This is a genomic window from Streptomyces sp. NBC_01116, assembly GCF_041435495.1.
GTDB lineage: Bacteria > Actinomycetota > Actinomycetes > Streptomycetales > Streptomycetaceae > Streptomyces.
Window position 1 is genome coordinate 8,296,180 of sequence record NZ_CP108644.1, and the last position, 15,214, is coordinate 8,311,393.

General features: G+C 74.6%; 1 protein-coding gene. It reads left to right on the forward strand.

The genetic code is table 11. The annotated features are described in order from the left end of the window. Positions 1–15,195 (forward strand): type I polyketide synthase, encoded by a 15,195-nt coding sequence (locus tag OG245_RS36095; protein ID WP_371627546.1) that lies wholly within the window; start codon positions 1–3, stop codon positions 15,193–15,195. Positions 15,196–15,214: the final 19 nt, after the last annotated feature.

Below are 15,214 nucleotides of genomic sequence, written 5' to 3' on the forward strand. Positions count from 1 at the left end.
ATGTCCGACGACAAGAAGCTGCTCGACTACCTCAGGCGTGCCACCGCGGACCTCGGCGACGCCCGCAGGCAGCTGCGCGAAGCCGAGCAGGCCCGCCACGAACCGATCGCCATCGTCTCCATGGCCTGCCGCTACCCCGGTGGCGCCCACACACCCGAACTACTGTGGGATCTGCTCTCCCGGGGCGCCGACGCGGTCTCCGCCTGGCCGGTCAACCGCGGCTGGGACCTGGAGGGCCTCTACGACCCGGACCCCGAGCGGCCCGGTACCTCCTACACCCGGCACGGCGGCTTCCTCCACGACGCGGCCGATTTCGACGCGGAGTTCTTCGGCATCTCGCCGCGCGAGGCCCTGGCGACGGACCCCCAGCAGCGGCTGGCGCTGGAGACCGCCTGGGAGGCGGTCGAGCGGGCCGGGATCGACCCCCGCACGCTGCGGCGCACCGGCACGGGTGTCTTCCTCGGGGCGATCGGCAACGGCTACGGCGCGGGCTCGCGCCACCTCCCCGACGTTCAGGGCCTGTTGGACACCGGGACCGCGAGCAGCGTCGTCTCCGGCCGGATCGCCTACACCCTGGGCCTGGAAGGGCCCGCCGTGACCGTGGACACGGCCTGCTCCTCCTCCCTGGTCGCCCTGCACCTGGCGATCAGGGCCCTGCGGGCGGGCGACTGCACGCTGGCCCTGGCCGGCGGGGTGTCGGTGATGGCGACCCCCGACGCGTTCGTGGCGTTCAGCCGCCAGCGCGCGTTGTCTGCCGACGGACGGTGCAAGGCGTTCTCGGCGGAGGCGGACGGCACGGGCTGGTCCGAGGGCGCCGGTGTAGTGCTGGTGGAGCGTCTGTCGGACGCCCGGCGCAACGGGCACCCGGTGCTGGCCGTCATCCGCGGTTCGGCCACGAACCAGGACGGTGCGAGCAACGGCCTGACCGCGCCGAATGGACCGTCGCAGCAGCGGGTGATCCGTGCGGCGTTGGCGGATGCGGGGTTGTCGGCGTCCGAGGTGGATGTGGTGGAGGCGCACGGCACCGGCACCACTCTCGGCGACCCCATCGAAGCCCAGGCTCTGCTGGCGACGTACGGGCAGGACCGTCCGGTGGACCGGCCGGTGTGGATCGGCTCGTTGAAGTCGAACATCGGCCACACCTCGGCGGCGGCCGGAGTGGGCGGCGTCATCAAGATGGTGCTGGCGATCGAGCACGGCGAACTGCCCAGAACCCTGCACGCGGACCGGCCGACGCCCATGGTGGACTGGGCCTCGGGAGCCGTGGCAATCCTCTCCGAGGCCCGCGCCTGGGACGACTCGGAACGCCCGCGCCGGGCGGGTGTGTCCGCCTTCGGCGTCAGCGGCACCAACGCCCATCTGATCCTGGAACAGGCCCCGGCGGAGGAATCCGAACCGGAGGCCGAACCCACGGCCGGCGGCGATGCGCATCCGCTGCCCTGGGTGCTGTCGGGGCGTACCGACGAGGCGCTGCGCGACCAGGCGGCCCGGCTGCTGGCACACCTGAGCGCCGGCCCAGGACCCTTGCGTGCCGCCGACACCGGCCGCGCCCTCGCCCTCACGCGTACCGCCTTCGAGCGGCGGGCCGTGGTCGTGGGAACCGGACCGGACCGGCTGATCGACGGCGTGAAGGCGCTGGCTGAGGGCCGGTCGGTGCCGGGGCTGGTGCGGGGCGATGGTGTGTCGTCGGGTCGTGTGGTGTTGGTGTTTCCGGGTCAGGGTTCGCAGTGGGTGGGGATGGCTGCGGGGTTGTTGGGTGGGTCGGGTGTGTTCGCGGGGCGGATGGCGGAGTGTGAGCGGGCTCTTTCTCCGTATGTGGACTGGTCGTTGGTGGAGGCGTTGGGTTCGGAGTGTTTGTTGGCGCGGGTTGATGTGGTGCAGCCGGTGTTGTGGGCGGTGATGGTGTCGTTGGCGGAGGTGTGGCGGTCGTTCGGTGTGGTTCCGGATGGGGTGGTGGGTCATTCGCAGGGTGAGGTTGCCGCTGCGTGTGTGGCGGGTGGTCTGAGTTTGGGTGACGGGGCGCGTGTGGTGGCGTTGCGTTCTCGTGCGGTGGGGGTGTTGGCGGGTCGGGGTGGTATGGCGTCGGTGCCGTTGCCGGTGGGTGTGGTGGCTGGGCGTCTTGTGGGGTGGGGTGGCCGGTTGTCGGTGGCGGCGGTGAACGGCCCGTCGTCGACGGTGGTTTCGGGTGACGCGGACGCGGTTGCGGGGCTTCTTGGAGAACTGATCGGTGAGGGTGTCCGGGCCCGTCGTGTCGAGGTCGATTACGCGTCGCATTCCTCGCATGTGGAGGAGATCCGTGAGCGGTTGCTCTCCGATCTGGCGGGTATCGCTCCGGTTTCGGGTTCGGTCCCGTTCTATTCGACGGTGACGGGTGGCTGGCTGGACACGAAGGCTCTGGACGCCGGGTACTGGTACCGGAACCTGCGGGAGACGGTCCGGTACGAGGAGGCCACCCGCGCGTTGTTGGGGGAGGGTTTCCGGTTCTTCGTCGAGGCCAGCCCCCACCCCGTGCTCACCTTCGGTGTCCAGCAGACCGCCGACGAGGCCGACACCGCCGCCTCCGCGCAGGGCCCCGCCGTGGTCGTGGGCACGCTGCGGCGCGGCGAGAGCGGCCTCGACCGCTTCCTGACGTCCCTGGGGGAGGCCCACGCGGGTGGTCTGTCGCCCGACTGGGACCGTGTGTTCGCCGGACACCGTCCGGACGTTGTCTCCCTGCCCACCTACCCCTTCCAGCGCCGCCCGTACTGGCTGGAGGACACCGGCCCGGCGGCGGGCGGTCCTTCCGGAACCTCCTCGGAGGGCGACGACTTCTGGGACGCCCTGGGCGGGGGTGACCTGGTCCGGTTCACCACGACCCTCGGCGTGGCGCCCGAGGACCCGCTGAACGTGGTGCTCCCCGCGCTCGCCACCTGGCGCACCGAGCGCACCGCGCGTTCGGTGGCCGACTCCTGGCGCTACCGGGTGACCTGGCGAGCCCTGCCCGAGGGCCGCCCGGTCGCACTGGACGGCAGCTGGCTCGTACTGTCGTCGGACGGTCAGCCCGAGGACGGGGTGCGGCGGTCGGAGACGACCGTCCACGTCATGGAGCAGGCCGGAGCCTCGGTGGTCCACGTACGGCTCACCGAGGCGGAGGCCGACCGCGCCGTTCTGGCCGACCGGGTCCGCGCGTCCCTCGACGCGCTGCCCGGCCCGGTGACAGGAGTGCTGTCGCTGCTGGGCCTCGACGAGCGCCCGCACTCCGCACATCCCTCCGTCCCGCTGGGCACCGCGCTCAACCTGGCCCTGGTGCAGTCCCTCGGTGACACCGGGACCGACGCGCCCCTGTGGTGGGCTACTCGGGGTGCGGTGTCGGTCGGGGGCACGGACACCGGGAGTGCGGTCAGCGCCGCGCAGAATCTGCTCTGGGGCCTGGGCCGGGTCGCCGCGCTGGAGTTCCCGCAGCGCTGGGGCGGTCTGATCGACCTCCCGGAGGTCCTGGGCGCGGACACCGCCCCTCGGCTGTGCCGGGTGCTGGCCGGCGCGGCCGGAGACGAGGACCAGGTGGCCGTACGGGCCACCGGCTGCCACGGCCGGCGGCTGGTCCGGTCCGCCCTGGGCGACACCGCGCCGCGGCGGAGCTGGCGGCCCGGGGGCACCGTGCTGATCACCGGCGGTACCGGCGGGATCGGCGCGCAGATCGCGCGCTGGCTGGCCCGGCGAGGAGCCGGTCACCTGGTGCTGGTCAGCCGGCGCGGCGCGGACGCGCCGGGTGCGCCGGAGCTCTCCGAGGAACTCGCCGCCTCAGGCGCCCAGGTCACCCTGGCCTCGTGCGACGTCGCCGACCTGGAGGCCCTGCGCGCCCTGAAGGACGGCCTCGAACAGGACGGCCACCGGATCAGTACCGTCTTCCACGCCGCGGGGGCCGGGCTGCTGGTGCCACTGCCCGCCACCGACGTGGACGAGTTCGCCGACACCCTCCACGCCAAGGCCGGCGGGGCCAGGAACCTGGACGTGCTCTTCGACCGGGACACGCTCGACGCGTTCGTGCTGTTCTCCTCGATCTCCGGGGTGTGGGGCAGTGCCGTCCACGGCGCCTATGCCGCCGCCAACGCCTATCTCGACGGCCTCGCCGAGGACCGCAGGAGCCGTGGCCTCGCCGCGACCTCCGTGGTGTGGGGGATCTGGAGCCCCGAGGGTGGGGCCGGGATGGCGGCCGAACTGGTGGAGGAGAACCTGCGCGGCCACGGTGTGCTCTTCATGCCGCCCGCGGTCGCGATCACCGGGCTCCAGCAGGTCCTGGACCACGACGAAACGGTGGTCGTGATCGCCGACATCGACTGGGACCGCTTCGCGACGGTGTTCACCTCGGCGCGACCCAGCCCGCTGATCGGCGAACTCCCCGAGGTGCGCGCCGCGCTGGCCGCCGAACCGGAGACCGGCGAGACCGGGGCCGAGGGGACGTCCTCGGCGCTGCGCGACCGTCTGGAGCCGCTCCCGGCAGCCGAGCGGACCCGGGTGCTGATCGACCTGGTCCGGACCCACGCGGCCGCTGTCCTCGGCCACGGCTCGCCGGACGCGGTCGCCCCCGGCCGTGCCTTCCGCGACCTGGGCTTCGACTCTCTGACCGCCGTGGACATGCGCAACCGGCTCAACACCGCCACCGGCCTGCGGCTCCCGGTCACCGTCGTCTTCGACTACGCGTCGGCGACAGCGCTCGCCCGGCACCTGGAGACCGGACTGCTGGACGCCGCCGAGGAGCCCGCCACCGTCCGGCAGCCCCCGTCGGCGGCACCCGCCGCGGACGACGACCCCATCGTGATCGTCTCCATGAGCTGCCGCTACCCCGGCGGCGTACGCACCCCCGAGGACCTGTGGCGCCTGGTCGCCGACGGGCGCGACGCCGTCTCCGGGCTGCCGTCCGACCGCGGCTGGGACCTCGACGCGCTGTACGACGCGGACCCTGACCGGCCCGGCAGGAGCTACGCCGCCGCGGGCGGATTCGTCCGGGACGCGGACCGGTTCGACCCCGGATTCTTCGGGATCTCACCGCGCGAGGCACTGGCCATGGACCCACAGCAGCGGCTCCTGCTCGAAACCTCCTGGGAGGCGATCGAGCGCGCCGGTATCGACCCGACGTCCCTGCACGGAACCCCGACCGGGGTCTTCGCCGGCGCCTCCTACCAGGGCTACGGCGGCACCCTGCGCGACGTCCCCGAGGAACTGGAGGGCCTGTTCATCGCGGGCATCTCCACCAGCGTCCTGTCCGGAAGGGTCGCCTACCAACTCGGCCTCCAGGGGCCCGCCGTGACCGTGGACACGGCCTGCTCCTCGTCACTGGTGGCGGTCCACCTCGCCGCGCAGTCGCTGCGCTCGGGCGAATGCGCGCTGGCACTGGCGGGCGGCGCCACGCTGATGGGCACCCCGCTGTCGTTCACCGGCTTCAGCCGGCAACGCGGGCTCGCCGAAGACGGGCGCTGCAAGTCCTTCGCCGCCTCGGCGGACGGCTTCGGCATGGCCGAGGGTGTGGGCCTGCTTGTGCTGGAGCGCCTCTCGGACGCCCGCCGCAACGGCCACCCGGTGCTCGCGGTGCTGCGCGGCTCGGCGATCAACCAGGACGGCGCGAGCAACGGGCTGACCGCGCCCAGCGGCTTGGCCCAGCAGCGGGTGATCCGCGACGCGCTGGCGAACGCCCGGCTGACGGCCGCCGACGTGGACGCAGTCGAGGCGCACGGCACCGGTACCCGGCTGGGCGACCCGATCGAGGCCGACGCGCTGCTGGCCACCTACGGCCAGGACCGGCCCGCCGACCGGCCGGTGTGGCTCGGGTCGCTGAAGTCGAACATAGGGCACACCCAGGCCGCCGCCGGGGTCGGCGGCATCATCAAGATGGTGCTGGCCATGGGGCACGGCGAGCTGCCGCGGACCCTGCACATCGACCGGCCGTCCCCGAACGTCGACTGGACGGCGGGCGCCGTCGCGCTGCTGACCGAGGCCACACCCTGGCCGGAGACCGGACGGCCGCGCAGGGCCGGAGTGTCCTCGTTCGGCCTGAGCGGCACCAACGCCCATGTCGTCATCGAGCAGCCGCCAGCCGAGCACGCACTCCCGCTGCCCGCCTTGCCGGCCGGGTCCGTACCCGCCGTCGGATCCGACGAGCCTGCCGCACCCGCCGTCGTGTCCGACGCACCCGCCGTACCCGTACCCGCACTCACCGCAGAGTCGTCCGCCGGATCCGGTTCGACGGACCCGGGCACTCCGTGGGCCGCCGTCCCGTGGGTCCTGTCCGGGCGGACCGCCGAGGCGGTGAAAGCCCAGGCGGAGCGGCTGCACACGTACCTGACGGAGCATCCGGAGCTGTCCCCCGTCGACGTCGGCTACTCCCTGGCCACCACCAGGACCGCCTTCGAGCACCGTGCGGCCGTCGTCGGTGACGACCTCGCGACCCTGCTGGGCGGCCTGGCCGCGCTGGCCACGGGAGACCGCGCGCCCGGCCTGGTCGAAGGCACTGTCGCCCGATCGGACAGGACCGTCTTCGTCTTCCCCGGCCAGGGATCCGAGTGGGCCGGCATGGCCAGGGAACTGCTCGACCACGCCCCGGCCTTCGCCGACCGGATCGCGGCCTGTGAACGCGCCCTCGCCCCGCACCTGGACTGGTCGCCGCTAGCGGTCCTGCGGGACGAGCCCGACGCGCCCCCGCTGGACCGTGTCGACGTGGTGCAGCCGGTGCTGTTCGCCATGATGGTGTCGCTGGCCGAGCTGTGGCGGGCGCACGGGATCGTCCCCGACGCCGTGGTCGGCCACTCCCAGGGGGAGATCGCCGCCGCCTGCGTGGCCGGCGCGCTCTCGCTGGACGACGCGGCCCGGATCGTCGCTCTGCGCAGCCGGGCCCTGCTGGCCCTGACCGGACGCGGCGGCATGCTGTTCGTGCCGCAGCCGGTCGAAGCCGTACGCGAAGTACTGTCCGCCCACGACGGGGCACTCGACGTCGCCGCGGTCAACGGGCCGACGGCGGTGACGGTCTCCGGCGACCCGGCGGCACTGGAACGACTGCGCGAGCAGTACTCCGAGGCGGGCGTCCTGACCTGGCCGGTCCCCGGCGTGGACTTCGCCGGGCACTCGCCCCAGGTGGAGGAACTCCGGGAGGAACTGCTCACCCTCCTCGCCGACACCGCGCCGCGGACGTCCGACGTCCCGTTCTACTCCACGGTCAGCGGCGGCCCCCTGGACACCCTGGGCCTGGACGCCGCGTACTGGTACGAAAACCTGCGCCGGCCCGTGGAGTTCGGACGGGCGGTCGACGCGCTCATCGCCGACGGACACCACACCTTCGTCGAGTGCAGCACCCACCCCGCGTTGACCGTCTGGCTCCAGCAGGCCGTCGAAGCGGCCGGTGCCGACGACGGAGCCGTCGTCGGCACCCTGCGCCGCACCGAGGGCGGCCCCGGCCGCTTCCTCGCCGCGCTCACCGAACTCCAGGTACGTGGAATGCCGGTGGACTGGGGCACGGTGTTCGCCGGAACCGGCGCGCGCAAGCGACCCCTGCCCACCTACGCCTTCCAGCAGCAGCGCTACTGGCTGGACACCACCGCCCCCGACCGGCCCGCCACCGCCATGACCGGCACCGGCCCGGCCGACTCCGGCTTCTGGGAGGCGGTCGACCACGGGGACCTGGACGCCCTCGCCACCACCCTGCGGGTCGAGGACGGGGAACTGAGGGCCTCCCTCGCCTCCCTGGTGCCCACCCTCGCCGAGTGGGCGCGCGGGCGGGCCGGCGACCGGACCGCCGACAGCTGGCGCTACCGGGTCGCCTGGAAGCCCCTGCCGGCACCCGAGCGGCCCCGGCTCACCGGTAGTTGGCTCGTCGTCGCCCCGGCCGGCGCCGCCGGCGATCCGGCCGTCGCGTTCGCCGTGGACTCCCTGCGCGGACACGGCGCCACACCCGTCCTGGTCGAAGCGGGCCCCGACGCGACCGACCGGACACGGTTCGCCGCGCTGCTCCGCGACGCCCACGACCACACCGACGGGCCGCCCGCCGGGCTCCTGTCGCTGCTGGCTCTGGCCGAAGAACCCCACGGGGACGGATCGGCGCTTCCCCGCGGCCTCACCCTGACAGTCGCGCTCCTCCAGGCCCTGGGCGACCTCGGCATCGACGCCCCGCTCTGGTGCGCCACCCGGGGCGCGGTGTCGGTCGGCCGCTCCGACCGGATCGACAGCACGCTCCAGGCCCTGGTCTGGGGGATCGGCGGCGTCGCCGGCGTCGAGTACCCGCAGCGGTGGGCCGGCCTGGTCGACCTGCCGCGACGGCTCGACGACCGGGCCGCGACCCGGCTCGCCGAAGCACTGACGGGCCCCGACGGAGAGGACCAGCTGGCGGTACGTGCCACCGGCCTCTACGGCCGCAGGGTCGTCCACGCCGGACTCGGCGGTACCGCCCCCGTACGCGACTGGACACCCGAGGGCACGGTCCTGATCACCGGCGGCACCGGCGGTCTCGGCGCCCAGATCGCCCGATGGCTCGCCCGCACCGGTACCGCGCACCTGCTGCTCACCAGCCGGCGCGGCGCACAGGCTCCGGGGGCCGACGCCCTGTTGGCCGAACTGCGCGGCCTCGGCGCCGCCGCCACCGCGGTGGCCTGCGACGTCGCGGACCGCGACGCACTGGCGGAACTGCTCGCCGGTATTCCGGCCGAGCGCCCGCTGCGCGCCGTACTGCACACCGCGGGCGTCCTCGACGACGGGGTGATCGACTCGATCACCCCCGAACGCGCGGCCGGCGTTCTGCGCCCCAAGCTCGACGGCGCACGCAACCTCGACGCGCTCACCCGAGAACTCGACCTGACCGCCTTCGTGCTGTTCTCCTCGCTCGCCGGCACGCTCGGCGGCACCGGCCAGGGCAGCTACGCCGCCGCCAACGCCTACCTCGATGCCCTGGCCCGGCAGCGCCGCGACCTCGGACTGCCCGGCACCTCGGTGGCCTGGGGCCTGTGGGGTGGCGACAGCCTTGCCTCCGGAGCGGTCGCCGAACGCCTGATCCGCGACGGCCTGCCCGCCATGGATCCCGCCACGGCCACGGTCGCGCTGCGCCAGGCCCTCGACCACGACGACACGGCCGTCCTCGTCGCCGACTTCGCCTGGGACCGCTTCACCCGGGCGTTCACCGCGCTCCGGCCCAGCGCCGCCCTCGGGGACCTGCCCGAGGTACGGGACGCACTCGCCGCCGCGGGCGGGTCCCGGAGCACGGCCGACGGCACCGAGCCGCCGGCCCTGCGGCTGGCCGCACTGCCCCCGGCGGAACGGGACCGGGCCCTGCTGGACCTGGTCCGCCGCGAGGTCGCCGCCGTGCTCGGCCACCCCGGGCCCGAGGCGGTCGGACCTGACCAGGCGTTCAAGGACATCGGCTTCGATTCGCTGACCGCCGTCGAACTGCGCAACCGGCTCGCCGCGGCCACCGGCCTTCGCCTGTCGGTGACCCTGGCCTTCGACTACCCCACGGCCACGGACCTGGCCGGACACCTGCGTACCGAACTGCCGGGGGCACCCGCCACGGAGACGCCCGACGCTCCCGGGCAGGTGCCCGCGGCCGTCGCGGTGCCCGAGGACGAGGCGATCGCCGTGGTCGCCATGAGCTGCCGCTACCCCGGCGGCGTCGGCACCCCCGAGGAGCTGTGGGAGCTCGTCGTGGGCGGGCAGGACGCGATCACCGGCTTCCCCACCGGACGCGGCTGGGACCTGGACGGCCTCTACGACCCGGACCCGGACCGGGTCGGCAGCACCTACGCACGGGAAGGCGGCTTCCTCCACGACGCCGACCGCTTCGACCCGGCCTTCTTCGGGATCTCCCCGCGCGAGGCGCTGACCATCGACCCCCAGCAGCGGCTGCTGCTCGAACTCTCCTGGGAGGCGTTCGAGCGCGCCGGCATCGACCCGCTGTCACTCAAGGGCAGCGCGAGCGGCGTCTTCGTCGGATGCAGCCACCACGACTACGGGTCGCGCGTCACCGAGCCCTCCGAAGAGTTCGAGGGCTACCTCGGCATCGGCAGCGCGGGCAGCGTGGCGTCCGGGCGGATCTCCTACAGCCTCGGTCTCGAAGGGCCCGCGGTGACCGTCGACACGGCGTGCTCCTCGTCGCTGGTCGCGGTCCACCTCGCGGCCCAATCGCTGCGGGCGGGCGAATGCTCGCTGGCGCTCGCCGGCGGGGTGACCGTGATGTCGACACCGGGCGCGTTCGTGGAGTTCAGCCGGCAACGGGTGCTCGCCGAGGACGGCCGCTGCAAACCGTTCGCCGCCGCCGCCGACGGCACCTCCTGGGCCGAAGGCGCCGGACTGCTCGTCCTGGAACGCCTCTCGGACGCCCGGCGCAACGGTCACCCGGTGCTCGCCCTCGTACGCGGCTCCGCCGTCAACCAGGACGGCGCCAGCAACGGCCTGACCGCCCCCAACGGACCCTCCCAACAACGGGTCATCCGGGCCGCCCTCGCCGACGCCGGACTGACCGCCTCCGAGGTCGACGCGGTGGAGGCGCACGGCACCGGGACCCGGCTGGGCGACCCGATCGAGGCCCAGGCACTCCTGGCCACGTACGGCCGGGAACGCGGCGAGCGGCAGCCGCTGTGGCTGGGGTCGCTGAAGTCGAACATCGGGCACAGCCAAGCCGCCGCCGGAGTCGCCGGCATCATCAAGATGGTGCAGGCCATGCGGCACGGGGCGCTGCCGCGCACCCTGCACGTCGACACGCCGACACCCCACGTGGACTGGTCGGCCGGCGCGGTCCGGCTGCTCACCGACGACACCCCGTGGCCGGAGACCGGGCGCCCCCGGCGGGCCGCGGTGTCGTCGTTCGGAGTCAGCGGCACCAACGCCCACACCATCCTCGAACAGCCCACCGAACCGGCCCCGGCCGACACCCCCGCCGGGTTCGAACCGGCCCCGGCCGTCGACCCCGCGCCGATCCCGGCGACCACCCCCGCCGCGCCCGCCCTGCCCTGGCTGCTCTCCGCCCGCAGCGCGAAGGCGCTGCGGGAGCAGGCCGCCCGGCTGCTGCGGCACGTGGAGCACGATCCGGCCCTCGCCGTCGCGGACCTGGGCCGCTCCCTGGCGCTGAACCGCAGCGCCTTCGAGCACCGGGCCGCCCTCACCGGCACGGACCGGCAGACCCTGCTCCAGGGGCTCACCGCCCTCGCCGCCGGCGAGCCGTCGGCGGACCTGGTGAGCGGAGTCACCGGCCCGGTCGCGAAGACGGCCTTCCTGTTCCCCGGCCAGGGCAGCCAGCGCACCGGCATGGGCGCCGAACTGTACGCGCGGTTCCCGGTCTTCGCCGACGCCTTCGACGCGGTCTGCGCGGAACTCGACCCGCTGCTCGACCGCCCGCTGCGGGAGGTGATCGACGCGGGCCCCGGCGACCCCGGCCACGGCCTGCTGGACCGCACCGAGTACACCCAGCCCGCCCTGTTCGCCCTCGGCGTCGCACTCTTCCGGCTCGTCGAGCACTGGGGCGTACGACCCGACCGGCTGCTCGGCCACTCCGTGGGAGAGCTGGCCGCCGCCCACGTCGCTGGCGTGTTCGCCCTGCCCGACGCCGCGGAACTGGTGGTCGCGCGGGGACGGCTGATGCAGGCTCTCCCGGCGGGCGGCGCGATGGCGGCCCTCGCCGCCGGGGAGGAGGAGGTACTGCCCCTGCTCGCGGGCCGCGAGAGCGACGTCGGCCTCGCCGCGGTCAACGGCCCGGTCTCGACCGTGATCTCCGGTGCCGCGGCGGCGGTGGACGAGATCGCCGCCGTACTCGCCGCGCGCGGGCGCAAGACCCGACGGCTGCGCGTCTCCCACGCCTTCCACTCGCCCCTCATGGAGCCCATGCTCGCCGAGTTCCGCGAGGTCGCGGCGCGGATCGTCCCGGGGGAGGCCACCGTCCCCGTCATCTCCGACCTGACGGGCGAGCCGGCCACCTCCGAGCAGCTCGGCTCACCGGACTACTGGGTGGAGCACGTGCGCGGCACCGTCCGCTTCCAGGACGGCGTACGCCACCTGGAACGCGACGGCGTCACCGCGTTCCTGGAACTCGGACCCGACGGCGCGCTCACCGCCATGGGCCAGGACTGCCTGACCGACAGCACCGGAGCCACCGACAGCACCGGAGCCACAGGCAGCTCCACGCTGCTGTTGCCCCTGCTGCGCAAGGACCGGCCCGAAGCGCCCGCGGCGACGGCCGCCCTGGCCCGGCTGCACGTCGCGGGCGTCCGCGTGGACTGGAACGCCGTTCACTCCGGCGGCCCGTCCCGCTCCGCCGTCGACCTGCCGACCTACGCCTTCCAGCGCGGCAGCTACTGGCTGGAGGCCGGCCCGGCCACAGCCGACCTGCCCGCGGCCGGACTGCGGACGGTGGACCACCCGCTGCTCGGTGCCGGAACGGAACTCGCGGACTCCGACGGCTTCCTCTTCACCGGCAGGTTCTCGGTCCGCAGCCACCCCTGGCTGGCCGACCACGGCGTCTACGAGGGCGTGCTGTTCCCCGCCACCGCGTTCCTGGAACTCGCGGTCCGCGCGGGCGACCAGGTCGGCTGCGGCCAGGTCGAGGAACTGACCCTGGAGGCACCGCTGGTGCTCCCGGCGGACGGAGCCGTCGTACTTCAGCTCGCCGTCGGAAGCCCGGAAGCCTCCGGCACCCGCCCGCTGAGCGTCCACGCCCGTGCGGCCGACGACGGCCCCGACGCCCCCTGGACCCGGCACGCGAGCGGCCTGCTCACCTCCGCCGCAGACCCCGACCCGGCGGACCCGGCCGACCCGGCGGACCCCGTGGCCTGGCCGCCGCCCGGAGCCGTCCCCCTCGACACGGAAGGCCTGTACGACCGCTTCGCGGGCGGTGGATTCGCCTACGGCCCCGCGTTCCAGGGCCTGCGCGCGGCCTGGCGGCTCGGCGACGAGGTGTACGCCGTCGCGAGCCTGCCCGAAGAGCAGCAGCCGGACGCCGCCGCGTTCGGCCTGCATCCGGCCCTGCTGGACGCCGCCCTGCACGCGCTGGTGTTCGACGTACTGGAGGGACCCGCGCAGGGCTGGCTGCCGTTCTCCTGGAACGGGGTGCGCCTGCACGCCTCCGGCGCCACCGAACTCCGGCTGCGGCTGACCCCCACCGGCCGCGACGCCGTCGCCGTACGGGCGACCGATGCCACCGGGCGGCCGGTGGTCTCGGCCCGCTCCCTGGTCCTGCGGCCCGTCTCGCCCGACCGTTTCAAGGCCACTCGCACCGGACACCACGAGGAACTGTTCCGCCCCGAGTGGCAGGCCGTGCCCGAGCGCGCCGGGACGCCGGCGGTCACCGTCCTCGGCCCGGAGTCCTGGACCGTGCTCGGCACCGGGACCCCCCTGCCCTCCGGCGCCGCGCCGCTTCCCGGCGGTACGGTCACCGACCTCGCCGCGCTGTCCGCACTGCTCGACACGGGCGCCACGCCACCCCGGCTGGTCCTGGCCACCTGCCCGCCAGCCCCGTACGCGCCGCCCGGCACCCTCCGCGACGCGGTCCACGACGGCCTCGGCACGGTCCTCGCCCTGCTCCGCGACTGGCTGGCCGACGAGCGCCTGACCGGCTCCAAGCTGGTCCTGGTCACCGCGGGCGCGGTCCCGGTGACCGGCGACGACGTCCCGGATCCGGCCCTGGCCGCGCTCTGGGGCATGGTCCGCTCGGCGCAGACCGAGAACCCCGACCGCTTCGTCCTGCTGGACCTGGACGCCCACGAGATCCCGCCCGCCGTACTCGCCGAAGCCCTCGCGTCCGGGGAACCCCAGCTCGCGATCCGGGCCGGGGCCGTCCACATCGCCCGGCTGGCCCGCGTACCGCTGGCCGCCACCGGGCGCGCACCCGGCTGGGACGGCGTCGGAACCGTCCTGATCACCGGCGGAACCGGCGCCATCGGCGCCCACGTCGCCCGTCACCTGGCCGCCGAACACGGCGTCCGGCACCTGCTGCTGACCAGCCGCAGCGGCCCCGCCTCCGACGGCGCGGCGGAACTCCTCGCCGAGCTCGCAGCCCTGGGCGCGCACGCCGAGATCATCGCCTGCGACGCCGCCGACCGCGACGCCCTCGCGGCCCTGCTGGCCGCTCTGCCCCCCGCACACCCCTTGACCGGGGTGGTGCATGCCGCGGGCGTCCTGGCCGACGGCGTCGTCGCCACCATGACGCCCGAGCAGCTGGACCTCGTCCTGCGCCCCAAGGTGGACGCGGCGATCAACCTGCACGAACTCACCGCCGGCCTGGACCTGTCCGAGTTCGTCCTGTTCTCGTCCATCGCCGGAGTCTTCGGCGGCATGGGCCAGGGCAACTACGCCGCCGCCAACGCCTTCCTGGACGCGCTGGCCCACCGCCGCCGCGCCGACGGGCTGCCCGGCCGCTCCCTCGCCTGGGGCCTGTGGGCCAACAGCACCGGGATGACCGGCGGGCTCACCGAGGCAGACCTGCGACGGATCGCCCGGGGCGGGATCGTCGCCTTCGACCCGGCCCAGGGACTGGCGCTGTTCGACACGGCCGGCACTCTCGACGAGCCGGTGGTCCTCCCGCTGCGGCTCGACACCGCGGCCGTCCGCGCCCAGGCCGCCACCGGCGGCGTCCCCGCCCTGCTTCGCGGCCTGGTGCGCCCCGCCGCCCGGCGCGGCGCCGCGGGCCCCGCCGCCGGTGCCGGCCCAGACGGGCCCGAAGCCCTGAAGCAGCGCCTCGGCTCCCTCAACGACACCCAGCGCGGCCGGGTCCTCCTCGACCTGGTCCGCTCCCACGCCGCCCTCGTACTAGGCCACAGCGGCCCGGCCGCGGTCGAGCCCGGACGCGGTCTGCTGGAGGTCGGTTTCGACTCGCTGACCGCGGTGGAACTGCGCAACCGGCTGCGCGCCGCCACCGGCCACCCCCTGCCGGCCACCCTGCTCTTCGACCACCCCACCCCTGCCGCGATCGCCGGACACCTCGTCGCCGAACTGGTCCCCGACGCCGGGCCCGGCCCGGTCCCCGGCCTCGCCGAACTGGATCGCCTGGAAGGCGCCCTCGACGGCGGTGTCGACGACCCGGCGGACCGTGAACGGCTCGTCGGGCGGCTCCGGGAACTCCTGGGCCGCCTAGACCCGGCGGCCACCGCGGCGGACGGCGACGGCACGGCAGCCGACTCCATCGAGGACCGCATGGACGGCGCCGACGACGACGAACTCTTCGACCTCATCGACAACGAGCTCGGCCTGTCATGACACCGACCCGACACGCGAA

Coding starts and splice junctions, on each gene's coding strand:
- OG245_RS36095 (WP_371627546.1), top strand. CDS start 1: ATGTCCGACGACAAGAAGCTGCTCGACTACCTCAGGCGTGCCACCGCG.